This is a genomic window from Flavobacterium sp. (assembly GCF_036405015.1).
Taxonomy (GTDB): domain Bacteria; phylum Bacteroidota; class Bacteroidia; order Flavobacteriales; family Flavobacteriaceae; genus Flavobacterium.
Genome location: NZ_DASWYK010000235.1, coordinates 54,364 through 79,314, shown reverse-complemented (window position 1 = coordinate 79,314; position 24,951 = coordinate 54,364). Strand labels below are relative to the sequence as shown.

At 34.7% G+C, this 24,951-nt stretch carries 27 protein-coding genes; 19 read left to right on the top strand and 8 right to left on the bottom strand.

The window, feature by feature from the left end; all coding sequences use genetic code 11:
* The first annotated feature begins 182 nt into the window (after positions 1 to 182).
* A complete protein-coding gene (locus VGE71_RS20590) occupies positions 183 to 1,703 on the top strand; it encodes a carbohydrate-binding domain-containing protein (protein ID WP_331139986.1) in 1,521 nt (506 codons plus the stop codon).
* Between the two features lie 184 nt (positions 1,704 to 1,887).
* A complete protein-coding gene (locus VGE71_RS20585; protein WP_331139985.1) occupies positions 1,888 to 2,322 on the top strand; it encodes a hypothetical protein in 435 nt (144 codons plus the stop codon).
* A gap of 741 nt (positions 2,323 to 3,063) precedes the next feature.
* Here the strand turns inward: VGE71_RS20585 and VGE71_RS20580 are convergent.
* On the bottom strand, positions 3,064 to 4,566 hold the full coding sequence (locus tag VGE71_RS20580) for a S41 family peptidase (RefSeq protein ID WP_331139984.1): 1,503 nt from the start codon (positions 4,564 to 4,566) through the stop codon (positions 3,064 to 3,066).
* A gap of 57 nt (positions 4,567 to 4,623) precedes the next feature.
* On the opposite strand from VGE71_RS20580, the gene VGE71_RS20575 reads away from it, so the two are divergent.
* Positions 4,624 to 4,998: a hypothetical protein gene (locus tag VGE71_RS20575; RefSeq protein WP_331139983.1), complete on the top strand. Its 375-nt coding sequence runs from the start codon at positions 4,624 to 4,626 to the stop codon at positions 4,996 to 4,998.
* Between the two features lie 326 nt (positions 4,999 to 5,324).
* On the opposite strand, the gene VGE71_RS20570 is transcribed toward VGE71_RS20575, so the two are convergent.
* Both VGE71_RS20570 and VGE71_RS20565 read right to left on the bottom strand, forming a co-directional pair.
* Complete coding sequence (locus VGE71_RS20570; RefSeq protein ID WP_331139982.1) at positions 5,325 to 6,197, bottom strand: AraC family transcriptional regulator; 873 nt, start codon at positions 6,195 to 6,197, stop codon at positions 5,325 to 5,327.
* Positions 6,198 to 6,314: 117 nt separating this feature from the next.
* Complete coding sequence (locus VGE71_RS20565) at positions 6,315 to 6,860, bottom strand: cysteine hydrolase family protein (RefSeq protein WP_331139981.1); 546 nt, start codon at positions 6,858 to 6,860, stop codon at positions 6,315 to 6,317.
* Positions 6,861 to 7,140: 280 nt separating this feature from the next.
* On the opposite strand from VGE71_RS20565, the gene VGE71_RS20560 reads away from it, so the two are divergent.
* On the top strand, positions 7,141 to 7,983 hold the full coding sequence (locus VGE71_RS20560; protein ID WP_331139980.1) for an MBL fold metallo-hydrolase: 843 nt from the start codon (positions 7,141 to 7,143) through the stop codon (positions 7,981 to 7,983).
* Between the two features lie 150 nt (positions 7,984 to 8,133).
* Here VGE71_RS20560 and VGE71_RS20555 read toward each other — a convergent pair whose 3' ends face one another.
* The 3 genes from VGE71_RS20555 to VGE71_RS20545 are packed head-to-tail and all read right to left on the bottom strand — an operon-like array spanning position 8,134 to position 9,262.
* Positions 8,134 to 8,280: a hypothetical protein gene (locus VGE71_RS20555; RefSeq protein WP_331139979.1), complete on the bottom strand. Its 147-nt coding sequence runs from the start codon at positions 8,278 to 8,280 to the stop codon at positions 8,134 to 8,136.
* Positions 8,281 to 8,304: 24 nt separating this feature from the next.
* A complete protein-coding gene (locus VGE71_RS20550; RefSeq protein ID WP_331139978.1) occupies positions 8,305 to 8,457 on the bottom strand; it encodes a hypothetical protein in 153 nt (50 codons plus the stop codon).
* A 22-nt stretch (positions 8,458 to 8,479) separates the two neighbouring features.
* Positions 8,480 to 9,262, bottom strand: a complete 783-nt coding sequence (locus VGE71_RS20545; protein ID WP_331139977.1) for an SDR family oxidoreductase — start codon at positions 9,260 to 9,262, stop codon at positions 8,480 to 8,482.
* Between the two features lie 135 nt (positions 9,263 to 9,397).
* Between VGE71_RS20545 and VGE71_RS20540 the strand changes: the two genes are divergently transcribed.
* A complete protein-coding gene (locus VGE71_RS20540) occupies positions 9,398 to 9,769 on the top strand; it encodes a winged helix-turn-helix transcriptional regulator (RefSeq protein ID WP_331139976.1) in 372 nt (123 codons plus the stop codon).
* Positions 9,770 to 10,018: 249 nt separating this feature from the next.
* Here the strand turns inward: VGE71_RS20540 and VGE71_RS20535 are convergent, their stop codons facing one another.
* Entirely contained in the window at positions 10,019 to 10,741 is a 723-nt protein-coding gene (locus tag VGE71_RS20535; RefSeq protein WP_331139975.1) for a nitroreductase family protein, read from the bottom strand.
* A gap of 175 nt (positions 10,742 to 10,916) precedes the next feature.
* On the opposite strand from VGE71_RS20535, the gene VGE71_RS20530 reads away from it, so the two are divergent.
* The 4 genes from VGE71_RS20530 to VGE71_RS20515 all read left to right on the top strand — a co-directional run bounded on the left by VGE71_RS20530 (position 10,917) and on the right by VGE71_RS20515 (position 14,758).
* The gene (locus VGE71_RS20530) at positions 10,917 to 11,969 is read left to right on the top strand and encodes a DUF1852 domain-containing protein (protein WP_331139974.1); all 1,053 of its coding nucleotides are present in this window, start codon (positions 10,917 to 10,919) and stop codon (positions 11,967 to 11,969) included.
* Positions 11,970 to 11,999: 30 nt separating this feature from the next.
* Positions 12,000 to 13,031 (top strand): methionine synthase, encoded by a 1,032-nt coding sequence (locus tag VGE71_RS20525; protein WP_331139973.1) that lies wholly within the window; start codon positions 12,000 to 12,002, stop codon positions 13,029 to 13,031.
* Between the two features lie 57 nt (positions 13,032 to 13,088).
* Positions 13,089 to 14,087, top strand: a complete 999-nt coding sequence (locus tag VGE71_RS20520) for a bile acid:sodium symporter family protein (RefSeq protein WP_331139972.1) — start codon at positions 13,089 to 13,091, stop codon at positions 14,085 to 14,087.
* Between the two features lie 218 nt (positions 14,088 to 14,305).
* Positions 14,306 to 14,758 (top strand): Lrp/AsnC family transcriptional regulator, encoded by a 453-nt coding sequence (locus tag VGE71_RS20515; protein ID WP_331139971.1) that lies wholly within the window; start codon positions 14,306 to 14,308, stop codon positions 14,756 to 14,758.
* Positions 14,759 to 15,185: 427 nt separating this feature from the next.
* Here VGE71_RS20515 and VGE71_RS20510 read toward each other — a convergent pair whose 3' ends face one another.
* Positions 15,186 to 16,091 carry a helix-turn-helix transcriptional regulator gene (locus tag VGE71_RS20510; protein ID WP_331139970.1) on the bottom strand — a complete coding sequence of 302 codons (906 nt, stop codon included), beginning with the start codon at positions 16,089 to 16,091 and terminating at the stop codon, positions 15,186 to 15,188.
* 209 nt (positions 16,092 to 16,300) lie between these two features.
* Between VGE71_RS20510 and VGE71_RS20505 the strand changes: the two genes are divergently transcribed.
* The 10 genes from VGE71_RS20505 to VGE71_RS20460 all read left to right on the top strand — a co-directional run bounded on the left by VGE71_RS20505 (position 16,301) and on the right by VGE71_RS20460 (position 24,948).
* On the top strand, positions 16,301 to 17,494 hold the full coding sequence (locus VGE71_RS20505) for an NAD(P)-dependent alcohol dehydrogenase (protein WP_331139969.1): 1,194 nt from the start codon (positions 16,301 to 16,303) through the stop codon (positions 17,492 to 17,494).
* 11 nt (positions 17,495 to 17,505) lie between these two features.
* Positions 17,506 to 18,261, top strand: coding sequence for a glucose 1-dehydrogenase (locus VGE71_RS20500; protein WP_331139968.1), 756 nt, complete (start codon positions 17,506 to 17,508; stop codon positions 18,259 to 18,261).
* A 65-nt stretch (positions 18,262 to 18,326) separates the two neighbouring features.
* A complete protein-coding gene (locus VGE71_RS20495; RefSeq protein WP_331139967.1) occupies positions 18,327 to 18,674 on the top strand; it encodes a cyclophilin-like fold protein in 348 nt (115 codons plus the stop codon).
* An 8-nt stretch (positions 18,675 to 18,682) separates the two neighbouring features.
* The gene (locus VGE71_RS20490; RefSeq protein WP_331139966.1) at positions 18,683 to 19,177 is read left to right on the top strand and encodes a (R)-mandelonitrile lyase; all 495 of its coding nucleotides are present in this window, start codon (positions 18,683 to 18,685) and stop codon (positions 19,175 to 19,177) included.
* 72 nt (positions 19,178 to 19,249) lie between these two features.
* The gene (locus VGE71_RS20485; RefSeq protein WP_331139965.1) at positions 19,250 to 19,918 is read left to right on the top strand and encodes a carboxymuconolactone decarboxylase family protein; all 669 of its coding nucleotides are present in this window, start codon (positions 19,250 to 19,252) and stop codon (positions 19,916 to 19,918) included.
* 7 nt (positions 19,919 to 19,925) lie between these two features.
* A complete protein-coding gene (locus VGE71_RS20480) occupies positions 19,926 to 20,342 on the top strand; it encodes an antibiotic biosynthesis monooxygenase family protein (RefSeq protein WP_331139964.1) in 417 nt (138 codons plus the stop codon).
* Positions 20,343 to 21,063: 721 nt separating this feature from the next.
* The gene (locus VGE71_RS20475) at positions 21,064 to 21,966 is read left to right on the top strand and encodes a phage exclusion protein Lit family protein (RefSeq protein WP_331139963.1); all 903 of its coding nucleotides are present in this window, start codon (positions 21,064 to 21,066) and stop codon (positions 21,964 to 21,966) included.
* Between the two features lie 88 nt (positions 21,967 to 22,054).
* Positions 22,055 to 23,116, top strand: a complete 1,062-nt coding sequence (locus VGE71_RS20470) for a PIN domain-containing protein (protein WP_331139962.1) — start codon at positions 22,055 to 22,057, stop codon at positions 23,114 to 23,116.
* Between the two features lie 23 nt (positions 23,117 to 23,139).
* Positions 23,140 to 23,835, top strand: coding sequence for a hypothetical protein (locus tag VGE71_RS20465; protein ID WP_331139961.1), 696 nt, complete (start codon positions 23,140 to 23,142; stop codon positions 23,833 to 23,835).
* A 42-nt stretch (positions 23,836 to 23,877) separates the two neighbouring features.
* Positions 23,878 to 24,948 carry a PD-(D/E)XK nuclease family protein gene (locus VGE71_RS20460; RefSeq protein WP_331139960.1) on the top strand — a complete coding sequence of 357 codons (1,071 nt, stop codon included), beginning with the start codon at positions 23,878 to 23,880 and terminating at the stop codon, positions 24,946 to 24,948.
* The last annotated feature ends 3 nt before the right edge of the window (positions 24,949 to 24,951 follow it).

Genomic DNA, 24,951 nt, shown 5'->3' with positions numbered 1-24,951 from the left:
CCATCGATATATTTTATTTCGTCCTGCTTGTAATTTGATCTAATTTAGATTTTTGCTGCTGATAACTAAGAAAGCAGATTAGATTTTATTATTGATTCAGTTTCTAAAATACATGAAAGTATTGGCGATAATTCGCGTCTAGAATTTCATTTCACCATTATTAATTTAAAATACCCAATAACATGAAAGCTAAAACCTATTTCTATTGTTGTCTATTTTTAGGCGTTTTTACAATATCCTGTTCAAAAGATAACGATGCAGATGAAGATGATAATACTGTTACAACAGATAATCCTGTAACAATTAGTGCGACTGCTGCAAAAGGAACATCTGAGGGATCTTCTGAGACTGGCGCAAATGCCGATGATCTTTTGGCTAATTCAACCTTTAGTTCTACAGTTAAAATCACATACAATGGTACAACTGCCACTGTAGAAAATGCAGTAACAGGAGTAACAGTTGCCAGTTCTGGCGCAGATGTTACAATTACTTCTACCGTAGCCGAAGTTGCTTATGAAGTAACCGGAACTACGACTGATGGAATGCTGAAAATCTATAGTGATAAAAAATATAAACTGACATTAAATGGTGTTTCTATCAAAAATAATGATGGACCAGCAATCAATATTCAGTCTGGTAAACGCGCTTTTATTGTATTAAGCGGAACCAATACTTTGGAAGATGGAACGACTTATGCTACCTCAACCGAAGATCAAAAAGGAACTTTTTTTAGCGAGGGTCAGCTTATTTTTTCAGGCAGCGGAATTCTTAATGTTGCAGGAAATAATAAACATGGTATTGTATCCGATGACTACGTTCGTGTACAAAGCGGAACGATTAATATAACGAAAGCTTCTTCAGATGGTATTCATACAAATGATGCGGTTTATATTGACGGAGGTACTTTAAATATTAAAGCGTCTAGTGATGGAATAGAAGCTGAAGAAGGACATATTATCATCAATAGTGGAAACATAACGATCAATGTTGCCGATGATGGAATAGTAGCTTCGTATGATACTGATAATACAATTGATCCTTATGTGGTAATTAATGGCGGAACTATAAATATCACAACAACAGGCACAGGAGGCGAAGGAATAGAAAGTAAAAGTATCTTGACAATCAATGATGGAGAAATCTATATCAAAGCTGTAGATGATGGAATAAATGCTGGAGATGCTATTTACATCAATGGAGGAACTATTGTAGCCTACAGTACAACAAATGATGGTATTGATTCTAATGGGACGCTTACTGTAACGGGCGGAAAAATCTTTGCGATTGGAGCCAAAAGTCCAGAAGAAGGTTTTGATTGTGATAATAATACATTCAAGATTACAGGAGGTTTGTTGATTGGTGCGGGAGGAGCAACGAGTTCGCCAACTGCAAGTGTATCTACACAGGCATCTGCTATTCTGGGAAGTGGAAATTCTGGGACTGTATATAGCGTATTAGATAGTGATAATGCAGAAGTTATGACTTTTAAATCACCTGCGAGTTTTACGACTTTATTATTGTCTGGTAGTAAATTCAGTTCGGGTAAAACCTACAGAGTGGTTACGGTTTCTAGTGTTAGTAACGCATCTGAATTTAACGGATTGTATTTAGGAGGAACTTTTAGTAATCCGACATTATCTTCGAGTTTTACTCTGACTTCTATGGTAACTAAAATAGGAGGTAGTACAGGGCCTGGGAGATAAACAAAATATCTTATTTGGTTTATTTTTTAAGTTTAATAAATTTCTAAAAAGGTCCATTCGTTCGCGGATGGACTTTTTGTTTGAAAATTCTAATTATAAAATATTTGCATTTGAATAATCCAATTAAATTACGGGTTTATGATTTTATAATTAAATTAGCAGACTTCACTACTATTGAAAATATATGTGCAAATCTGGAAAAGAAATTAAATTGTGTACTTGTGTTCCGAACGGAATAAATACTGTTATTCACCATAAAAATTCTCGTAAGAATAGAAAAAAAAGACGTACCGAATTTACCTGGACTTTAGAAAAATGCATGGGTTTCAGTAAAACTACTATGGATGGAATGGGGTATATGCCTGAAAAAATGCTAACGGTAGATTTAACAAATGAAAAAATGGTTGCTGATCTGAATAGTAAAAATTGTTTTGATTTTGATTACGAACCTAATGAAGGGGATAGTCTTAGAATTTTTACTCCTGGAGGTTCTTATGAAAAACATTTGTCTTTTATTTATAAAAATAAACAGTGGATAGCCGGTTCTCACATGCCTTTTATGTATGAAATGCAGAAAATAAATTTTGGGAACGTAACTTTTGATGGTAAAACGGAGTAAGGAGTCCGTGTAAAAAAATAACAAACTATAAAAATATTATCTTCGAGTTTTACTCTGACTTCTTTGGTAACTAAAATAGGAGGGAGCACAGGGCCGGGGAGATAAACAAAATATCTTATTTGGTTTAGTTTTTAGAAATAATTAGTTTAACTTATTAATTTGAAAATCCGTTTTCTTTTTAAAAAGATTATTAAACGACTTAGAATATTTAAATCCTAAAATAAAGCCCGTCAGCAGCTGTTAAGCAGAGACGGGCTGTCCATAAACATAATCTTCCAAAAAATGTTTATTTTACTGTTTGGGATAAATAGTTGCCGCGCTAAAATACACTAAATAAACGCAGTAATACTGTAAATTCATTTTTTATTTGATTCAGCATCACGCTTTAATGCTTATGGATAGGAATATACTCCAAAAAGTTCTAGCTTTTCATTGTAAAATACTGAAGAATTTGAATAACAGTAGCTGGAAATTGTTTGAGTTTAATAATTCGCAGATTCGCTTGCGAAACGTTGGCAATACAACAGATTATCTTTATCTTATGAAAAAGTAAGTTCGACTATTAATAAAATAGTGTAAATAAAAAAATGGCGCCAATTGGCGCCATTTGTCTGTAGTGACCCTTTCTGGACATTTTTACAAACTGTTTCTTTGATAACATAAAATTAAACCATTATCATTAAACTATTCAAATCAAAATTTAGCGATGATTTTAGTTTTTAGATTTAATTTCGTTGTTATTTATTGTTTTCCCAAACTTTTAAAATCCTGTATATATAAACCTTTTGCAGTATTTGTAGGGTTGAATGCAGCAAGATTGTCAAATTTTAATGAAAAAGAAGAATCAACGTTTTTTGCTGTAGTTCGCATACTTTGACCTGTAATTAATTCAAGAGCTTTATTCAAATAAGGATCTTTTACGTTTCCAAATTCAACCAGATTTAAGAAAGTGCTATATGGATTAATTTCGTGATCAGGTGTAATTTTAGTTGGATTTGGGTCTTTGTCTTTGTTATAATATGAAAATGTAATGGGTTGTAATTGCCATTTGTGTTTAGTGTTTCGATTGGCATAGGAGATATAATTAGAAGCGGGAGAATCGTATAGTGTGTTCGATCCTACAAATTTGCCAACCGTTTCTTCGCCTATTGTGACTACGTTAATATATTTTTTTAGACATTGTATGGTGAGTTCGCTGGCAGAAGCGGTTTGAAAACTCACCAGCACATATATATTGGTCAAAGTAAGGCTGTTTATAGTTTCTTCTCTCTGAAAAGTTGGCTCGTTATCAACCAGATTAAAAATTTTTACTTTTTCGGAAAGATTTTCATAGCCGTCTTCATTATTGTGTTTATTATTGAAGTCTAAGTAAGCATATGGTTTGTTGGTAAAACTTCCGTTAATCATTTGTGCCAGAGCAACTGCAGTTTCTAATGAACCTCCTCCATTGTATCTTAAATCTAAAACCAATTCGTTAATTCCATCTGATTTCATTTTAGCGAAAGATGCATTTAGCTCGTCATTATAATCTGATTTGAAACCATTAAACACCAGATAACCAATGTTCTTTGATCCATATACTTTCTTTTCGTAATAAGCAACCGGATTTTCATCAATATCAGCTTTTGTTACAGTTACAGTTCCTGCTTTGTCTGTGGTTACCATACTACTGCTTGTAAATTGCACGCTTGCTGCCAAAGTAACGGTGATTTGTGTATTTTCTAGTTGGCCATAATTACTTGAAGTAAGCTGGCTTCCATTTATTTTTGTAATAACGTCTCCTCTTTTCAATCCCGCTAAAGCTGCTGGCGAGCCAGGTACAATGTAGTTAATTAAGGCTACCATATTTGTATTGGATGCATCTTTCGGATAAATTGCATAACTAAAACCGCCTTTTTTTTCAACTTCTGCAACTTTTGAAGCCTGTACTACCTCATTACTGTTTTCAATCCAAGAGAATCTATCAACAGTTCCTCTTTGATATAGAAGTGAATAGAAAAGCGCATCGGGAGTTTTTCCGTTGATAAAATTGTTATATGCAGTGGTAGAATTGATTTTGCTGTCAGACAGATCAGCAACGTCGGATTGCCAGTAATACCAAGAATTCATAGCTTTCCAAACAAAGTTGTTGATCTCGTCAGGCGTGGTAGTTGTGGCTTCTTTAGAGTCAGAATCAGAATCCTTGCTGCAAGCTGTAAAAACCAATCCTACAAGTAATGTTTTAACAATATATTTTAGTTTCATTATTTTTTGAATCGTTTAATTTAAGTTAAATTTGTTGCGTATAAAAACGCTAAAAGTATGAAAAATAGTATTCCTAAAGCCGTCTTTTTATTATTTTCTTTTGGACTTTTTTTTCTTTTTTCCTGTTCCAGACAACTTTTAAAAAATCAAACGTATAAAAGCTATAACAGTAATAGTGAAAGAGGATATATTGTTAGTTTTAAATTAAATGACACTGCTGCTGTTCCTAAATCGGTTGTCATTAATGGTATTATTCAGGATATATCTGAGGCAAATAAAACTGGAGATGCTTACCAAGTAAATGTTATTGCACAAACTACCTTAATTCATAATTACAAAGTAAAATTAGATAAAAAAGAAAACGGAATTTATTTTGAGAAAAATTCAAATGTGTTTTTTCAACCTGTAAAATTCAAATTAATTACAGATTAAAACTTAGTACTATTGTTCAGTGCTGGTTAAATCTGCAATGACACTACTTTAAGATTTTTTATTTTAAACAGACTAAAAGTTTCTTCTTAAAAAAATCGAACCTTAAAATATCAGTTTTTAAGGCTTGAAAAATTTACATCTTAGTGTATAAAAAAAGAGACAACTATTTGCTAGTTATCTCTTTTAGTGACCTTATTGCACAATTTACAAACCATCTTATGAATGACTATAATTTAGTTTTGATAAACTCAAAATCTTTTATATCGGCAAATGGCCGAAGAAATTTCTCTGCATCGAACTCCTCAAATTTTTTGTTATTTTATAAATTAACCAAATGTATCATTTTGATAATAAGCTAAAAATTCGGTAGTCGTCATTCCGGTCTGCATTTTAAAAAAACGCATTAAATGGCTGGGTTCAGAAAAGTGCAGTTCATCTGCGATTTCTGAAACATTTTTTCCTGAATGGATAAGGTAATTTTTTATCTCAAAGAGAAGTCTTTGCTTTAGAAGATGTGTTGCGGTAACGTTAAACTGCTTTTTAACAGCCGAATTAATAGTTATACGGCTTATGCCTAATAAAGAGACATAGTCATCGATTCGCTGTTTTTGTGTAATATGGAGTTCGAGCAATTGTTTAAACTGATAGGCGTAATTATTTTCTGCTTTCTCTAGAGAAAGATTAAATCTATTAGCATATTCACGGTTGAATTTCTGCAATAAATAGTATAAAAGCGAACGTATAATGTGCACGCTGTCAGGTTTTGGGTCCAAAAGTTCTCCTTTTATTTCGGTAAGGATATTGCATGCTTTTTCAAGATCAGATTTATCAATATTGATACTCAGCGGATAGTTTAACTGATAAAAGTACAATAGGCGATAGGTGAAAAATTTATCTGAGAAAAAATCATTAAGAAAATCTTCCTGAAAAACAAGAATGGTAAAATCTAAACCGTCAGGTTCTAAATTCCATTGTCTCTTCTGAAAAGGAGAAATAAATACAATGGTATCGTCGCTTATAGTTATTTTTCGCTGATTTAAAATAAGAGTGCCTTTTGCTTTTTTAAAAAGAAGAATCTCAAAAAAATCAGCATTATAGATTTCTGTTTTCAGGTAGTTGACTTTTACATCACTACCTCTCAAAACATTTAGTAGAATATCAACGCCGCATTCCGACTTATGAAATTTAATTGTTCTCAACCGTTTTTATTTATTGTATTAATAAAACAGAGAAGCACCTGCCTTCTATAAACAGATGCATTTCAAATTTAGTGAAAATTTAAATAATTTATGTTACTGCTTTTACTATTGATCGTTTTAAACTGCCAGATAATCACTTGTGTTTATTACAGAAGCATAGAAAAAACTTAATCCTGCCAGAAACGCTGTCTGCACATCTGCAGCATTTACCTTTTGGCCGTTAACTTCCAAATCCCTTGTAGCGCAGGCATCGCCTATCACAGTGCATTCAAATTCAAAATCTTTTGCCGCTCTTACAGTAGCATCCACACACATATGAGTCATCATTCCTGTAAAAATAAGTTTTGTGATGTTATTTGATTTTAGATATTCCAACAGATCAGTATCCCTAAAACTGTTAGGATAATATTTAGTTATTACCTTTTCAGATTCCAGCGGTTTTACATTCTGGTGGATTTTGACGCCTTCTGTTTCAGGCAGAAAGAAAAATGATCCTGGAGCTACGGACAAATGCTGGACATGTACAACTGGCTGTCCTTCAGACCTGAATTTTTCAATAATTTTAGCCGCGTTCTCACTTGCCTTTAGAGCGCCTGAAAGTTCCATTGCTCCATTTTCAAAGTAATCATTCTGTATGTCTATAACAATTAATGCCTTGCTCATAATTCACTGTTTTAAGTTTATCAAATACAAAGTTATATGGCAGCAGTAGCCCGATTGCTACCAAATCGGATGGTAAAACTGCCATTTTGATAAATCAACCAAGAAGAGTGATGAAAATTATTTTGACATAATTTCAATTAGCTTATCAGAATGGCATTTATTGATTATTATTTGGTAGCCTGTTCTGTAAATCACCAATTTACCTTTGCATCAAAATTTATTTCTGCCTGTATCTTTATTTATAATGCTGGCGTATGATGATAATCTAATAATAAAAAACATGAAAAAATTAGTTTCGGCAATTGCTTTAATTGCATTTATGACTTTGTCTTATGGGCAGAAGCAGACAAGTATCCAATTAATCAGAAATGCTACTGTGGTGTTTCATTATGCAGGCAGTGAATTTCTTATTGATCCTATGCTAGCGAAAAAAGGAGCTTATCCAGGTTTTCCGGGAACGGCAAATTCAAATCTGCGTAATCCTCTGGTTGAACTTCCAGTTGAAGCCGAAAGTCTTCTTGCACCAGATGCAGTGCTTCTAACTCATCTGCATCCTGACCATTGGGATGAAGCAGCTATAAAAATGCTTCCAAAAGACAAGCCTGTTTTGACCCAGAACAAGGAGGATGCTGAAATTGTACGAAATGAAGGATTCAAAGATGTGCGAATTTTATCGGATAAATCGAAATTTAAGAATATCCAAATTCAGAAAATTCATGCCCAACATGGATCGGACGAGGCATATGCGAATCCTCAATTGGCAGAAAGATTAGGTGAAGTCTCAGGTTATTTCTTTAATGAAGCAGGCCAAAAGTCAGTATATTTTGTTGGCGATGCGATTTGGACAGATTCTTTTGAAGCTGTTTTGAAAAGTTTGAAACCCGATGTTATTGTTTTAAATACAGGTTTCGCTCAGGTGGATGGTTTTGGAGCCATTATTATGGGGAAAGAAGATGTTTTAAAAGTACACAAAGTTTTACCGAATGCCACAATTGTTGCAATACATATGGAAGCTATCAATCATTGTGTTCTGAGCAGAAAAGAACTTGCAGATTATGTAAAAAGCAATGGCATTTCTAATAAAGTAATCATTGCTGCGGATGGTGAGAGAATTAAACTTTAAATTGAAGTTTTCAAATAGTACGAGTAAATATTTTATTCAGTAAAGTTAAATCTGCATTTTTATTAAATTTGGCAAAAAAAGAACTGCATTGCTCCAAAAAAGTTTCTAACTTTTTTGGAGCAATGCAGAAAATCAATCATTCTCTTTTCTTTATCCCGTCACTTTTAAATGCTGAATTTGCCCATCAGCAATATCAAAATGAAATTGTAGTGTAATGGGACTTCCCGGAAACGTTCCAGAGCATTCTGCAGTTAAGACACTTGCTGTGCCATTCTCAGCATATTCAAGAGGTTTCATTACTGATTTGTATTTTTTATTTGATTAGTCTATCCACTGCTGGATATCCAGTCTTCCGTTATGCGTTCTGCCTTCGTCGAATACCACGGCATTTTCTGAAAAACAATCGGCATAAGCACTGCTGTCGAAGCTGTTCTGTGCATTGACTAAATCTGTTAGTACTTTAGGTAAGTTCATATTTTTAATTTTTTAAAGATTATTAAATAGTTGGCACTGTACCGCCGTCTATTACGAATTCAGTTCCTGTTAAATATTTAGCTCTAGGTGAAACAAGAAAACCAATCAGTTCTGCGACTTCTTCTGGCTCGGCTGGCCTGCCAAAAGGTATTCCGCCCAATGCATCCATAACACCTTGCTGTGCTTCTTCTACGGTACTGTTTGCGTTTCTTGCAATTTCTCCCAGAAAGGCTTTCGATGCTCCTGTATTAATCCATCCTGGAGAAACAGTCAGCACACGTACTCCCTTTGGAGATACTTCTTTAGACAAACCTTTGCTGTAATTGATAAGTCCCGCTTTTGCTGCAGCATAGGGTAGAGTAGAATCATACAAAGGTAATTTGCCCTGAATTGAGGCTATGTGAATGATAACACCGTTTTTCTTGTCTATCATTTGTGGCAAAAAGCCTCTGTCAAGCCGAACAGGAGCAAGCAGATTAGCCTGTAGGGTAGATACCCAGTCTTCATCAGTCAGTGCGTTGAAGCCGCCTGCAGGTGTAGTTGAAGAACCTAGATTATTCACAAGGATATCCAGTCTTCCGTAAGTCGACAGTATTTCGCTGACAACTTTTTGTGTTCCTTCTGCCTTACTTAAATCTGAAGCAATGAAATGTAGTTTGGTGTTTTCTTCTTCTGGTGCATTTCGCGCAGTAATAATAACTGTTGCGCCAGCTTGTAGCAGTCTTTCTGCAATTGCTTTTCCAGTTCCTTTTGTGCCTCCTGTTACAAGGGCAATTTTACCTGATAATTCATTTTGATAATCCATCTTATATTCGATTTAAATTTCTTTTGTACAAATTTCAGAAGTATGCAACTTTCTCACAAGTACGGAGTTACGATTCATATAGGGATAAATTTTTCCCCTATTGTATAAATCGGAACATAGGTTTACTTTTGTTATATGTATGAAAGAAAAATAATCCCGAACCTGAACTGCGGACTTGACCTGATAGGGGAAGTGTTGTATGGCAAATGGAAAATACGCCTGCTTTGGTTTATTGATCAAGGTCATAAAAGGCCAAGTGAGTTGCAGCGTAAAATCCCTGATGCTTCGCGTAGAGTTTTAAATATACAGCTGAAAGAATTAGAGGATCATGAATTGGTATCAAAGGTCATTTATCCTGTTGTACCTCCTAAAGTCGAATACAGCCTGACCGATTTTGGAAAAACATTAATTCCAGTAATTGCTACAATCGGAAATTGGGGAGATGAACATCAGACACGTTTACGAAGCTTGATTTTGAAACGTTTAGATTTAGACTCAAATCCATAATATGCGAGAAATTACCACTATTTTTTAACATAATTTTTGTGGTCAATTTTTTTACCTGTATTGGGTACTAACTTTTGTAGTCTATTTGTTTGAATAATAGATAATTGTACTAAAAAAAAAGGAACAAAAGATTGTTTTTTATCTTTTGTTCCCTTGTTGTGACCTTACTGCACAATTTACAAACCAATTTATGTATGATTTAAAGAAATTGGCTTATTTTCAGGTGAATTTATAAGATAAGTGATAATATTAGTAAATTTTAGTTATCATTTCATCTATAGGTAAACGAACTTTTTTGGTAGCTGCCATATAGTCTTTTTCCGAATCCCGATATCCTAAAGCGAGGATAACAGTAGAATGCAACCCTTTTTCTTTCAAACCCAAAACCTCATCAATAGTGGCAGCATTGAATCCTTCAATAGGAGTGGCGTCCACTTTTAATTCTGCCGCAGCAATAAGTGCAGTTCCTAGCGCAATATATGCCTGTTTGGCCGCCCAAAGAGCTTTTTGTTCTACGTTAATAGCGCTGAAATAGGAATGAAGTCCATTTTTAAATCTGGATAAGGCACCAGTATCAAGACCTCTTTGTTTTTCTGTCATTGCTATGTAATCGTCAATGTAACTCGAAGTCATATCAGTGAATGCAGCAAAAACTAACAAATGAGAGCAAGAGCTAATCTGTCCATTATACGAATCAGCACCTAATTTCTTTTGGATTTCTGGATTGCTAACAACAAAAACTCGGTAAGATTGCAGACCACAAGAAGATGCTGAAAGATTTATAGCTTCTAAGATCTGATCGACCTTTTCTTCTGTTACTTTAATGTTATTATAAGCTTTTGTGGCGTAACGCCATTTTAAATTTTCTATCAAATTCATTGCTATGTCTATCTTAAATTTTGACAAATATAAATTATATTGTTTTCTTTTTCGAGTTTTTGGATTGCTCCAAGGAACCCCCAAACCAATCATCTTAGCTCACTACAGAATAATTATCTGTTTTTCTTCATTATCATATTTGTTTAAAGATTAATAATCTTTATAAATGCATGTAAAAAGAATAATTATCTGATTTTAAGTGTTTGTAAAAATATTTAATCTTTTATTTTCAAATTTGCAGGGTAAAAAAACTAAATATTGTCATCAGATGAAAGCGAACATACAAGAAGATAGGGGAATAAACGAAAAGCAGGATATTGAAAACATCCAGATTACAAGCAAGAATGATTTTCAATTCACACTAAAGAGTACTTGTTTAGATGAAAACTATAATCCCTCAAGTCAAACGCGTCTGACAACCAATTTTGCAAACTTGGCTAGAGGAGCTAATCGTCAACAAAACTTAAGTAATGCCTTAAATATGATTAACAATCGATTTAATGCATTGGCTCATTTAGATAATCCAAAAGCTGATCGTTACCTTGTAGAACTTGAAATCATCACAGTGACAATGAGTATTGATGATAAAAATGGTATTAACAATCTGCCGTTGATTGAAGTTTTAAAAACGAATATTTTTGACCGTAAAACAAGTCAGCGTATCGAAGGTATTGCTGGGAATAATTTTTCTTCTTATGTACGTGATTATGATTTCAGTATTTTATTGATCGAGCACAATAAAAATAAATCTGATTTTTGTATTCCTGAAAATTTTGGTGATTTGCACGGAAAACTTTATAAGTGTTTTGTAAATTCAGCTACTTATAAAGAACACTTTAAGATGTCACCGATCATTTGTCTAAGTGTATCGAGCAACAAAACGTATACTCGCACTGAGTATCAGCATCCGGTTCTGGGCTTTGAGTATCTGCAGGATCAGTATTCTATCACTGATGAATATTTCTCTAAAATGGGCTTAAAAGTTCGTTTTTTCATGCCTCCGAACAGTGTAGCACCGATGGCTTTTTATCATTCTGGAGATTTACTTGCGGATTATACTGATCTTGGACTAATCAGCTCAATCAGTACGATGGAGACTTTCCAGAAGATTTATCGCCCTGAAATTTACAATGCAAATTCAGTGGCTGGGAAAATCTATCAACCTAGTCTTAAACACGAAGATTATTCACTGACTCGCGTAGTTTATGACCGCGAAGAGCGCAGCCGACTGGCGGTAGAACAAGGTAAATATGCAGAAAAGCATTTCATTAAGCCTTACAAAAGTCTTCTAGAAGAATGGTCTGCTAATTTTATCCTTTAATTGATTACAACGCATTAAAATTATACTATTATGAAGAAATTATTATTACCCACCTCTATTGTTGGAAGTTTACCTAAACCTGCTTGGCTTGCACCACCCGAAAAACTTTGGTCACCATGGAAATTAGAAGGTGATCAGCTACTTGAAGGGAAACAAGATGCATTGCGTATTTCTCTGCAGGAACAACAATTGGCAGATTTAGATATTATATGTGACGGCGAACAGACACGCCAGCATTTTGTAACGACTTTTATCGAGCATTTAAGCGGTGTAGATTTTGAAAATCGTAAAACAGTAAAAATTCGTAACCGTTATGATGCGAGTGTTCCAGTGGTTGTAGGTGAGGTTGCACGTCAAAAAGCAGTTTTTGTTGAAGATGCTAAATTTTTACGTAAACAGACTAATAAACCTATAAAATGGGCATTGCCAGGCCCGCTGACAATGGTAGATACCTTGTACGACGACCATTATAAAAGCAGAGAAAAATTGGCGTGGGAGTTTGCGAAAGCACTCAATGAAGAAGCAAGAGAACTTCAAGACGCAGGGGTAGATATTATCCAGTTTGATGAACCTGCATTTAATGTATTCTTTGATGAAGTAAACGATTGGGGAATGGAAGCATTAGAAAGAGCCATTGAAGGTTTACACTGTCAAACTGCAGTTCATATTTGCTATGGTTATGGAATACAGGCGAATACTGATTGGAAAAAGACATTAGGTTCTGAGTGGCGACAATACGAAGAAATTTTTCCGAAAATTCAAAAATCTAAAATTGATGTGGTGTCTTTAGAATGTCACAATTCCAATGTGCCTTTAAATTTAATGGAACTTGTTCGCGGTAAAAAAGTAATGGTCGGTGCTATCGATGTGGCAACGAACACTATCGAAACACCAGAAGAAGTCGCTGATACGCTGCGTAAAGCTCTTGAGTTTGTAGATGCCGAAAATCTTTACCCTTCTACAAACTGCGGTATGGCTCCGCTATCTCGTAACGTAGCTAGAGGCAAGTTAAGTGCTTTAAGTGCAGGAGCAGAAATTATACGCAAAGAACTAGGGATTTAGTCTCAATATATTAAAATGAAGTTCGTGACTCTACGGAGAAATAATATTTAAAACACTTTGAAGAAATTATTAGAATTATTGAAAAAAGCAGGTTTCGACGGTTTCCTGTTAATGATAGCCACCATGATTATGATGGCTTATTTTTTACCAAAGCCAGGCATGGTCAAAGAACCGGTTTCGCTAGAGGAAATTGCCAATGCTGGCGTTTCCTTGATTTTCTTGTTTTATGGCATGCGATTAAGTGTTGAGAAACTAAAAGCTGGACTTTCCAACTGGAAAATGCACATTGTCGTCCAGTTGACAACCTTTTTGTTTTTTCCGCTCATTGTTTTAGCGTTTCGCCCGTTATTTGTCAATAACGGCTTCGAGCTGCTTTGGCTAGGTGTATTTTTTCTGGCAGCTTTACCGTCTACAGTATCCTCTTCCGTGGTCATGGTTTCCATCGCCAAGGGAAATATACCCGCAGCTATTTTCAATGCGAGTATTTCCAGTTTGATTGGAGTAGTGGTTACGCCGCTCTGGGTTGGGCTGTTCATAGCTTCTGCGACAGGTGATTTTGATGTCACTCAAATCGGCTTAAAGTTGATTTTGCAAGTCTTGCTGCCTGTTATCATTGGCATAAGCCTCAATCCGCGTTTCGGCGCCATTGCCGAAAAATACAAGAAACAGCTCAAATATTTCGATCAAGCAGTTATTCTAACGATTATTTACACGTCGTTTTGCAAGTCATTTTCTGAACATCTTTTCGAAGGTTTCACAGCCCTTGAACTTGCTGGACTCGCTGCGGGGATGATGGCACTGTTTTTTGCCGTATTTTTTTGTGTGGGAGTTCTCAGCCGCCTACTTGGTTTTTCAGATGAAGACCGTATTACGGTCTTATTCTGCGGGTCTAAAAAGTCATTGGTACACGGAACCGTTATGTCAAAAGTACTTTTTCAGTACAGTACTATCACTGGCATCGTATTGCTGCCGCTCATGCTTTATCATGCCTTGCAATTGATTGCCGCAAGCATCATTGCTCAGGGTATGGCTCGACGTAAAGAAGTACAGTTTTAAAAGTCAATTTGGCGGATAATCGAAGTTTGCTTGTAATTTATTATGTGTCATTCTATAAAACATGGTCTTTAGAATTTTTATACTGTAAAAGAAAATTTTACAGATGATTATATTTCTGATTTGTTTGAAATAAGTTTTTTGTGTTGTTTTTAATTGTGTTTGAAGAATTTTATTCTAATTTAGAAATAAATTAAACTAACATTCTAAGTAAAAAAAATATGGAGCAGATAGATGATATTGATCTTCAGTTACTAAATATACTGCATGATAATTCTAAGTATACAGTAAAAGAGCTTGCAAAGATGGTAAATCTTTCGCCATCGCCAGTTTTTGAGCGAATTAAAAGATTAGAAAACAATGGTTATATTAAGAAGTATATAGCACTACTTGATGCAGAAAAATTAAACAGGGGATTTATTGTTTTCTGTAATATCAAACTTAAACAGCACGATCGTAATATTGGGAATCAGTTTGTTAGTGATATTATGAAAATAGACGAAGTTGTAGAATGTTATAATATCTCAGGTGATTACGATTTTTTAATGAAAGTTTCTGCCAAAGACATGAAGCATTATCAAGATTTTGTGTTTAATAAATTGGGATCAGTTGAAAGTATAGGGAGTACCCAAAGCACCTTTGTTATGTCGGAGATAAAAAATTTGTATGGATAGTTCTGCGATAGCTTATTTATTTGAAATTCGCCTTAGCTTTTGCGAAAGAATATGTTTAAGTCCATTTTGGAATTATTTTATATTTAGTATCAAAAAATTACGATAAACCAAGAAGAGAAAAAAAAGTATCCTTAACGGGATTTCGAACCATTGGACAGCCCCTTATGGAAAAATTCGAACCACAAATATTAGGCTGTGAAGGCTTGAAAAAATCTATATGGTTATATGAAAAAAGAGACAAATATTTACTATTTGTCTCCTTAAGTGACTCTACGAAACAATTTACAAACCATTTTATAAATGATTTAAAGAAATTAGCCTATTTTTAAGTGAATTTGTAAGATAATTATTTTTGTTTTTCAATAGAAAGGGGTTTGTATGTATCGTAGGGGTTAAATGTTAAAAGGAGAAAAGAGTGATACTTTTTTTAATTCAATTTATTTAAGCCTTTAAATTCAACAGGCGCCATTCCAACTTTTTGTTTAAACAGTCTTGTAAAGTGCTGCTGATATTTAAAACCAAGTTCGTCAGACACTTCTGTGATGGTCTTATTCTGTTCTAATATTTTTTCTTTAGCAAGTTCAATTAATTTTGACTGGATATAGTCCAGTGCAGTGCTTCCTGTTTCCTTCTTAATCAAATCGCCGAAGTAATTAGCAGACAAGTTTAACTGATCGGCAAAATACCCCACAGACGGCAGACCGATTAAAGCAGGTTTGTCTGATAAGAAATATTCATTCAGCTGATTTTCAAAACGGGTTAAAATATCGTTGTTGGCATGTGTTCGGGTAATAAACTGGCGGTCATAAAAACGCATGCAGTATTTAAGAAAAAGTTCGATATTCGATACTATCAAGCTTTTACTGTGCTTGTCAATATTCAATTCAATTTCCGTTGCAATTTTATCAAAACAGTCATTAATAACCGCATTTTCTTTTTTAGAAAGATGCAGCGCTTCATTAACCTGATAAGAAAAGAAAGAGTACTCTTTAATTGTTTTTCCAAGATTGGTTCCCGCAATTAAATCAGGATGAAAAACCAGTGCTTTCCCTTTTGGAGTAATCTTTTCTCCTTTTGTATCTATGCCGTAAACCTGTCCCGGCGCAATAAAAACTAATGTTCCGTCTTCGTAATCGTAAGGTTGGCAACCGTATCTTATATCACCGCACTTAACCTCTTTTAAAAATACGGCATAAACCCCCATGTAACGACGGAAATAGCTAAATGGCGGAATGTTCTCGAAATCTACCACAGTTACAAGCGGATGAAGTGTATCTGCACCCACCGAATCATTGTATTGTTTTACGGTGTCAAATCTTTCTACAGAACTCATAATAGTAATTTTTACACAAAGGTATTGAATCTAAAGTCCTTTTGTATGTCGGTTTTAGCGAATCAGTAAAAGTGGTAGGTATAACAGTAGAATATATAAATGCCATCTTTCCGCTTATGCTGAATTTTGTAAAAGTTAAATGAACATTGAATTACAGCTGTCTTCTTTAGAAAAAGATAGATATGCATAACAGAAATATAAAAAAGTATATGGAAAAATCAAGAAGAAAGTTTCTGCAGCAGGCAGCATTGGCCGGAACGGGTTTAGCACTGGCGGATGTTTCAGGTCTGCTTGCCAGCGAAAGAAATAATAAAAATAACGAAATTAAAAATGTAACTATGGACAAATTGATAAAATCAAAAGGGTATGCAGGAACAGATAAAAAATCACCTCTTAAATTTTGGGAGTTCGAACGCAGAGCAATAGGCGATTATGATATTCTTATAGATATCAAATTCTCAGGGATTTGCCATTCGGATATTCATGTTATCAGGGAACATTGGGGAGCACAGAAATATCCGCAGGTTCCTGGGCATGAAATTGCGGGAGTTGTTTCTGCAGTGGGTAAAAAAGTAACCAAATTTAAAGTAGGCGATAAGGCAGGTGTAGGTTGTATGGTAGACAGCTGTATGGAATGTACAAGCTGTAAAAATGGGGAAGAGCATCATTGTGAAACTACAGGTATGGTAGGAACTTACGGCGCGCCAGATGCTACATCTCCAAGCGGCATTACGCAAGGAGGATATTCAAATAATATTGTGGTTACGGAACATTTTGCTATAAAGATTCCTCAAAACATAGACTTGCAGTATGCTGCACCATTATTATGCGCAGGTATCACTACGTATTCGCCTATGATGAAAACAGGAATAAAAAAAGGAGATAAAGTTGGTGTTATCGGCATTGGAGGACTTGGACATCTTGCTGTGAAAATAGCAGCAGCAAAAGGTGCTGATGTATATGCTTTTACAACTTCAGCAGATAAGGTAAACGATATCAAATCATTCGGAGCTAAAGAAGTCATTATTGTAGATGAAAAGCAGGAACAGCTTAAACCGCTTTTTGGAAAATTGGATTATATGATTTCGACAGTGCCTTACGCTTATGAGATGTCAAACTATATTTCTTGCGTTAAACCAAACGGATTTTTTACACAGGTTGGCCAACCTATAAATGGCGAACTGACAATCAATAATTTCAATATGATATTCAATCGCGTCAATTTCAACGGTTCACTTATTGGAGGAATTCCAGAAACTCAAGAAGTAATGGACTATTGTGCGCTTAATAAAATCTATCCGCAGATCGAGATTATCAAGGCAGATGAAATTAATGAAGCTTGGGACAAAGTAGTAAATAAAAAAGCACGTTACCGTTATGTAATTGATGCTTCAACGTTTTAAAAATAAAAGTAATGAAAGAAGATTTTAAAGATAGAGTAGCGGTTATTACGGGAGCTTCTATGGGTATGGGACTTGCTGCAGCTAAAGCATTTGCGGAAGCAGGAGCATGCGTGGCTTTGGTGGATATATTGGATGCCAGCGCACAAGCAGAAGAACTTAAAGTCGCAGGATATAAAGCTCAAGCATTCATCTGTGATGTTGCAGACGAAGAACAGGTTAAAAGCACAATTGAAAAAATAGTAAATCAGTTTGGAAGCATAGATTTTGCATTTAACAACGCAGGGATACAGGCACCGCCTCAAGAACTTGCGGATGTCAGCAATGAAATATACGACCGTACACTGAATGTAAATCTAAAAGGAGTGTGGAATTTTATGAAATATGAATTGCAGCAGATGCGCAAACAGGGAAGCGGAGCTATTGTAAACAATTCTTCATTAGGAGGATTGGTTGGGGTTCCAGGACGTGCAGCTTATCATGCCTCTAAACATGGTATTTTAGGGATGACAAAAAGCGCGGCTTTAGAGTATGCACCTCAGAATATCAGAATTAATGCAGTTTGTCCAGGAATTATCATTACGCCAATGGTAGAGGATATGCTGGTTAATCAAGCAGATGAAATGGATATATTAGTACAGCAACTTCCTATTAAACGTCTCGGCAGAGCCGAGGAAATTGCCGATGTAGTGCTTTGGCTTTGCAGCAGTAAATCTACTTATGTAATCGGACAGGCTATTTCTGTTGATGGAGGTTATACAGTGCAGTAATTTGAAACTATTGATTGTTCATTTTATTGGCTGTCAAATATTTAGTAAATTTAATCAATTAAGTAATGAAATTAAGAATACAGGTAGGAGATAAACTGGCAGAAGCAGTTTTGTATAATAATCCCACGAGTCAGGACTTTGCAGCTTTATTGCCTTTAACATTGACTTTGAGAGATTATAATAATACAGAAAAAGTAAGTGATTTAAATAAAAGGCTAACCATTCAGAGTGCGCCAAACGGCTATGCCGCATTTGTTGGGGATCTTACTTACTATGCACCTTGGGGAAACCTTGCATTGTTTTATAAAAATTTCACTTATGCAACGGGTTTAATTTCTTTAGGCAAGATTACAAGCGGCATGGAATCTTTTAATACGAAAGAAACTGTAATAGTAAAAATAGAATTGGAATAGAATCAACGATGAAAAAAACAATTTTCGCATGCCTGATTATAAGCGGAACTTTACTATCATCAGGCTGCAGTATTAATAAAAATAAAAAAGAGATGACAGAGCAAAACAACAATTCGATTTTTCCAAAAGGAGATAAATTATCAAATGACTGGTTTACAGGAAATGCTTTCTTAACGCCATTATTGGCAAAAGATAAAAACAACGAGTTTGCAATGGGAAGCGTAACATTTGAGGAAGGAGCAAGAACCAACTGGCACACGCATCCGAAAGGACAGGTCTTAATTGTGACAGAAGGAGAAGGTTTTTATCAGGAAAAAGGAAAAACAGCCAGAAATATTAAAAAAGGAGATGTAGTAAACATTCCAGAAAACGTGGAGCACTGGCACGGTGCATCGGCTAAAAGCAAATTGGTTCATATTGCCATTACGAATTATTCGGGAGACATCAATGTGGTCTGGCTTGAAGCAGTTTCGGAAGAGGATTATAAAAATGTAAATAAATAACAGTAAACCATGACAAACAAAAGAAAATTTCTGCTGATACTATTTTTTGTTTTCATGTTAATTGCAAATACAATGAGCGCACAAATCTCTATAAATAAAACCTTAAATACTCAGGAACAAAGTATCATAACAATTTCAGCACTTACCTCAATTGGCGATATTGATCATTTAAAAGTTGAACTAAACAACGGACTGGATTCTGGTCTTACCACAAATGAAATCAAAGAGATATTGGTTCAGCTTTATGCGTATTGCGGTTTTCCGAGAAGTTTAAATGGCATCAATGCTTTTATGGCTGTTGTTGAAGAAAGAAAAGCAAAAGGCATTCAGGATAAAGAAGGTAAAGAAGCTTCTAAAATTGATAATACATTAGACAAGTATCAATCGGGAAAACAAAACCTACAGAAACTTACAGGAATTGAAGAGAAGGAATTGAAAGGTGCGAACGCATTTGCACCAGCAATTGATACTTTTTTAAAGGAACACTTGTTTGCCGACATTTTCAATCGTGATGTTCTAACTTTTAAGCAGCGTGAATTGATAACCATTTCTGCTCTTGCCTCAATGTCTGGTGTAGCTCCTCAATTGCAGGCTCATATCGGCATGGGAATGAACACCGGAATTACTGAAACGCAATTATTAGAAGCTTTCGATTTAATCGAAAAAAATATTGGAAAACAGCAGGCCGATACAGCTAAAAAAGTTTTGACAAAAGTGATTGCGGCAAAACAAAACAAATAATTTATTTATGAAAAACTCATTGATAACTCCAACTGGATTATTTCTTCTTATATTTTTTTCATTGTTAAACAGCAATATCGTTTCTGCACAAAAAAAAGATCAAATGGTTCGCATGTCTGAAATTGAAATAGTGCCAGAATATCTGGAACAGTACAAAGCAATTCTTAAAGAAGAAGCAGAAACATATGTTCGATTGGAGCCTGGAGTAATTGCAATTTTTCCGATGTTTCAAAAGGAAAATCCAAATCAGGTTAGAGTTTTAGAGATTTATGCTGATAAAGAATCGTATCAATCTCATTTGAAAACACCCCATTTTCTGGTTTATAAGACATCTACGCTTAAAATGGTTAAAGCATTAAAACTTGTAGATATGGATGTTTTGGATGTTGAGACAATGTTAGAGATGTTTAAAAAATATGATTAAGAATTGATTACAGAATTTTAGTATTTGCTTATGGATTGTTAATAATCAAGCATTTAAATATAAGTAATTCCCAAAGCTATTTAGGTTTTGGGATTTTTTTATTATACATATTTATGCATAAAAAAAGAGACAACTATTTGCTTGTTGTCTCTTTTTGTGACCTTAATGAACAATTTACAAACCATTTTATGAATGATTTAAAGAAATTAGCCTATTTTCAAGTGAATTTGTAAGATAATTATTTTAAATGTTTATTCAAGAGTGGTTTGTATGTATCGTGGGGGTTAAATGTTAAAAAACGTTAAAACTTATTTTTTTATTAATCAAAGTATCACTCAAAGGTATCTTAATGAGTTTACTTTGATGAATTAAAATTAAACTATTATCATTGAAATATTCAGATCATAATTTGATGATGATTTTTGATTTTTTTTGGTTCTTAATAGTGTTCTTTTTTTTGTAAAACGGGTATTTTTACTGTAAACATTCCATCTGAAAAACGATTAATTTACGACTTTTTAAATGAGATTATGGAAAACCGCAAAATGATGAAAAATTAGTTTTGTAGGTTTGCCAGTAACGGATTGTTTTATGGTTAGTGTAAATTTTAGAATTTGATATGGATTGGATATTTAAAAGTAAAGGAGTGATAAACTTATATCGACCTGACATGCATGCTGGAACTCAGCCTGTACGGCCGCACCATCCAATGTTAATTTACATGTTCCAACAAACCAATCCTCAGTTTTTTGAAGAATTATCGGCTGATATCAAAGGGAGAAAAGTCAATCAGATTGTGGATCTGATATATGGTGAAGTACCTTTGAGAAAAGAGGATGGCAGTTTCTGGACTCCGAGAATTATTGGCTCGTCCAAACAAATTGAAGTACATGAAACATTTCTGTCATTTGTATGGTGTGCAATCTACTCAACATTTGTTAAGTACCTTGAGACTGTTGATTTTCCACAAACCAATAACCGTCAAGGTAAAGCAGCATATACGGCTAATCAGGACCACCTCGAAACAGCCACTCAAATGTTTGATTATGCTAGGTCATTAATTGTAGATTTCCAAAAGTGGAATATTGATGTATCACCTAATCCGGAAAAATATCTGGCGGAAAATAGGGACTTTATAGAGCAAACAACCTTATATTACAATTCAGCGGTTAAGTTTATTCTGTGCCACGAATATGCACATCTTAAATTTGAGCATCTCAAAAATATTGATAAAAATACGGACAAATCGAGGTTCTGTGAAATGGAATATGAAGCTGACAATTTTGCCATAGACTCCATAATGAAAGGTTATTTCGAACCGGCGCATTTTGCGGCAGAAGCCCAAAGACTAGCTAATGAAATCGGAGTTATATTTGGCATCGTTGTAATGTTTTATTTTAAGGCTTCCACCGAAGGAGCAAAGCATCCTAATGCAGAAGATAGATTGACAAATGCATTGGAAAGACTTAAGCTTGAAGATAATCATCCTGGATGGGGGATTGCATGCACGGGTTTTAAATTCTGGGATTCACAATTTGGAAAAAACCTAGTGTGGGATATTGAAAATAAGTCCTTCAAAGAACTTTATTATCAGCTTTTGGATCAAATTAAAAAAGAAAATTAACTGAATTTTGGTAGAAAATTCACATTCTAAGATATAAAATCAATAACAGATGTACTGTTAGAAGATAAAATTGATAAACTCATAAAGCATGGAACACATAATTCTGGATACCAATATTTTTATAAAGGAAAATTTTCTCGATGGAAAAAGAATACGAGAGCTCCTTAAATTATCAGAAGAAGAAAAGATAAAGATTGTTATGACAGTGATCACTATAGGGGAGGTCAAAAACAGGTTTAGGATTTTTAGCAGAATAGCTGTTCAGAACCTAAATGAATATAAAAATCAATTTGAATCACGTGTTTTGAGACACAGCTCCGTCGGAAAAAAAAATTACGATAGAATTGTAAATAAGGATATTGAAAAAGAATTCAATGACGAGTTTGATGACATTCTTTTAAAATCAAAAGTTATAATTATTGACTATCGGGATTTAAATATTGGAAATGTATTTGGAAAATACTTTAAAAACGAATTTCCGTTTGGCGGCGGAGATAAAAAATATGAATTTCCGGATGCTTTTGCTTTGGACCTAATTGAAAAGTGGAGTGCTGAACAGAACATAAAATGTAGAATCTTCTCTTCTGACAAAGATTTTTTAAACTATAAAAGCGATCATCTTGAAATTGCAAAAAATTATGAATCGTATCTAGACCAGAAACTTCAATTTTATCTAACGGAGGAAGATCGTATTTCCGTGCTCAGCAAAGTTTTTGAAAACAGTTCTGAGAAAATTGATGACGAAATTGAAACCTGGTACAGATATATATTAGACGACAACAGCCTCTATTATTCCTTTGTCTGGGTTGAGATACATCATGTAGATGTAACGGAAGTAAAAGTAAATGATAAAAAATACAAAATTGTAGCCACTAATGAGCACTCAATAGAAATCGAAATAGAAGCGGATCTAACTTTTACTGTTGATCTGACAATCGATGATGAAAATTATTCCTACTATGATAGTGAGGATAAGGAAACCTACTATTACGAAACTACTACTGAGGAAGTAAAAAGAAATGTAACCGCAAAAGTGTCCGCGATAGCTTATATAACCAGCAAGGAGGAATATGAGGACGAGTTAGAAATTATTGACGTTAATAAAGACAAGGTGCTTGTAATAAAGGAAGAGTATGAGGATTACCGTTAGTATCTATTTGGAAACTCACTGAAATGTTATACGCTTGGATTGACGGTGTTAAGAGAGCCCCTTTGGTGAAAGGGGAGAAAACAATATGCCCTGATTGCGGAGGGATCTTAACTTCCGTATTTCCCTCCCAAAATATTAAGCATTGGCGCCATAAAGCCGGCGACTGCGATAGCTGGAGTGAACCTGAGGGTGAATGGCATTTATCGTGGAAAGAACATTTTCCAATCGAAACGAGGGAAATCTCTATGATTGATGAGTTATCAGGCGAAAGACACAGGGCAGATATCTTCTGCAGTTCGACAACAGCGAGAGGAAAAATCCTTGAGCTTCAGCATTCAAATATATCCGATCAGGAAAGAATATCAAGGGAATTGTTCTATGGCAGAAATCATGAAATGTTCTGGCTGGTCCATATTCACAGTGACACATCGTTCAATGAGTTTGCATTTGAATCTGCACTAAGTACCTCAAAAGAACAAGAGTATGCAGGAAGAAAGTTTATGATTGCCACTTGGGTAGGACGTAGCAATCAATTCATTGAAAAGTGGAAGAATTCCGATGCCAATGTTTTCTTCGACTGGAAGGGATATGTCTTTTATCTCGCCGGCAGTAAAGTGGCACAGCACTTATATGACTGCACGGGAAGAGGCAGATTTGCGGTCTGTGCATTAACCAAAAGAGAATTTATTGATGCAGTAAGTGGCAAAAACCAAAAATAAAAAAAATACGCTGTTCAGCAATATTTTAAGATTTAACCAGAAATGAAACAATTACCAATGAATAAAACTTTTTTTGAATATATAGGGATTGCAGATATGGAGCGCATCCATTCGCAGATTCTGGCATGGATTTTTTCTACGGACTGCAATGCCCTGGATGAAATTCAGAAACGAGAACTGCTGATGACGATTTTTACGCTGGAAGATGTATCTGAAATTAAGAGCATCCTCACGGAAAGCCAGCGAATTGATATACTAATAGAAACGGACAGCAATCTAATAGTCATTGAAAACAAACTGAAATCATCACTGCATTCAAATCAGCTTGAACGCTACGTTGCCCTCTTTAAGAAGACACACAAAATAAAGCCAAAGTTTTACTTCCTAAGTCTTATAGATGAAACAGTTAAAGATCCCAATTGGACAAGAATTTCCTATTCCAAAATATATGAAAAATTACTTGAACTAAAATTAGGTGCAAGTCCCCATTCGGTAATACTTACAGAATACATTACATATCTGGGTAAATTGTCGGGACTACTTAGAGACTTTCAGAGCGACAGTAAAAAGTACGATATGGTCTTTCTGGATGGTAAGAAAAAGAAAGCTGACAAGGCAAATTTTCTGTACAAAACGGAGTATGAAAAATTTATCGCAGAAAACCAGCTTGAAACTATACTGCAGAAAAGCTTCTTAAATTCACTATCGCAACGCATATACAAGGTAAGCACTTCTGTTACCGATACAAGAGGTGATGCTTTGATAGATTTTCATTTGAAACATAATATCCTATTTGGAGGCAAAAGATACATGACAATGATTCAGCTGCAGAACGATGTTATAAAGTTTGCTTTTGTGATAGCTGAAAAATATGGGACTTCAAGGAAGGACTGGATTCAGGGCGTCATACCAAAAATGATTGAATTAGGTTCGGAAAATAGATTTGGCTATGTAAAATGCAACCGTCCCAAGACGAAGGCTTACATCTCAATATCAAAAAAACTGACCCAAAACTACTGGCATATGAGTATGGAAGACCTGGTAGCCTTTATTGATAGTGAGATTGAAAATGGAATTCAATTAACGGAATTGCTGGAATCAAAACTGAATTAGTGG

What these genes read in the sequence shown, in the direction of transcription:
- VGE71_RS20590 (WP_331139986.1), top strand. Translation starts at nt 183, where the DNA reads ATGAAAGCTAAAACCTATTTCTATTGTTGTCTATTTTTAGGCGTTTTT.
- VGE71_RS20585 (WP_331139985.1), top strand. Translation starts at nt 1,888, where the DNA reads ATGTGCAAATCTGGAAAAGAAATTAAATTGTGTACTTGTGTTCCGAAC.
- VGE71_RS20580 (WP_331139984.1), bottom strand. Translation starts at nt 4,566, where the DNA reads ATGAAACTAAAATATATTGTTAAAACATTACTTGTAGGATTGGTTTTT.
- VGE71_RS20575 (WP_331139983.1), top strand. Translation starts at nt 4,624, where the DNA reads ATGAAAAATAGTATTCCTAAAGCCGTCTTTTTATTATTTTCTTTTGGA.
- VGE71_RS20565 (WP_331139981.1), bottom strand. Translation starts at nt 6,860, where the DNA reads ATGAGCAAGGCATTAATTGTTATAGACATACAGAATGATTACTTTGAA.
- VGE71_RS20560 (WP_331139980.1), top strand. Translation starts at nt 7,141, where the DNA reads ATGAAAAAATTAGTTTCGGCAATTGCTTTAATTGCATTTATGACTTTG.
- VGE71_RS20555 (WP_331139979.1), bottom strand. Translation starts at nt 8,280, where the DNA reads ATGAAACCTCTTGAATATGCTGAGAATGGCACAGCAAGTGTCTTAACT.
- VGE71_RS20550 (WP_331139978.1), bottom strand. Translation starts at nt 8,457, where the DNA reads ATGAACTTACCTAAAGTACTAACAGATTTAGTCAATGCACAGAACAGC.
- VGE71_RS20545 (WP_331139977.1), bottom strand. Translation starts at nt 9,262, where the DNA reads ATGGATTATCAAAATGAATTATCAGGTAAAATTGCCCTTGTAACAGGA.
- VGE71_RS20540 (WP_331139976.1), top strand. Translation starts at nt 9,398, where the DNA reads ATGTATGAAAGAAAAATAATCCCGAACCTGAACTGCGGACTTGACCTG.
- VGE71_RS20535 (WP_331139975.1), bottom strand. Translation starts at nt 10,741, where the DNA reads ATGATTGGTTTGGGGGTTCCTTGGAGCAATCCAAAAACTCGAAAAAGA.
- VGE71_RS20530 (WP_331139974.1), top strand. Translation starts at nt 10,917, where the DNA reads ATGAAAGCGAACATACAAGAAGATAGGGGAATAAACGAAAAGCAGGAT.
- VGE71_RS20525 (WP_331139973.1), top strand. Translation starts at nt 12,000, where the DNA reads ATGAAGAAATTATTATTACCCACCTCTATTGTTGGAAGTTTACCTAAA.
- VGE71_RS20515 (WP_331139971.1), top strand. Translation starts at nt 14,306, where the DNA reads ATGGAGCAGATAGATGATATTGATCTTCAGTTACTAAATATACTGCAT.
- VGE71_RS20510 (WP_331139970.1), bottom strand. Translation starts at nt 16,091, where the DNA reads ATGAGTTCTGTAGAAAGATTTGACACCGTAAAACAATACAATGATTCG.
- VGE71_RS20505 (WP_331139969.1), top strand. Translation starts at nt 16,301, where the DNA reads ATGGAAAAATCAAGAAGAAAGTTTCTGCAGCAGGCAGCATTGGCCGGA.
- VGE71_RS20500 (WP_331139968.1), top strand. Translation starts at nt 17,506, where the DNA reads ATGAAAGAAGATTTTAAAGATAGAGTAGCGGTTATTACGGGAGCTTCT.
- VGE71_RS20495 (WP_331139967.1), top strand. Translation starts at nt 18,327, where the DNA reads ATGAAATTAAGAATACAGGTAGGAGATAAACTGGCAGAAGCAGTTTTG.
- VGE71_RS20490 (WP_331139966.1), top strand. Translation starts at nt 18,683, where the DNA reads ATGAAAAAAACAATTTTCGCATGCCTGATTATAAGCGGAACTTTACTA.
- VGE71_RS20485 (WP_331139965.1), top strand. Translation starts at nt 19,250, where the DNA reads ATGAGCGCACAAATCTCTATAAATAAAACCTTAAATACTCAGGAACAA.
- VGE71_RS20480 (WP_331139964.1), top strand. Translation starts at nt 19,926, where the DNA reads ATGAAAAACTCATTGATAACTCCAACTGGATTATTTCTTCTTATATTT.
- VGE71_RS20475 (WP_331139963.1), top strand. Translation starts at nt 21,064, where the DNA reads ATGTTCCAACAAACCAATCCTCAGTTTTTTGAAGAATTATCGGCTGAT.
- VGE71_RS20470 (WP_331139962.1), top strand. Translation starts at nt 22,055, where the DNA reads ATGGAACACATAATTCTGGATACCAATATTTTTATAAAGGAAAATTTT.
- VGE71_RS20465 (WP_331139961.1), top strand. Translation starts at nt 23,140, where the DNA reads ATGTTATACGCTTGGATTGACGGTGTTAAGAGAGCCCCTTTGGTGAAA.
- VGE71_RS20460 (WP_331139960.1), top strand. Translation starts at nt 23,878, where the DNA reads ATGAAACAATTACCAATGAATAAAACTTTTTTTGAATATATAGGGATT.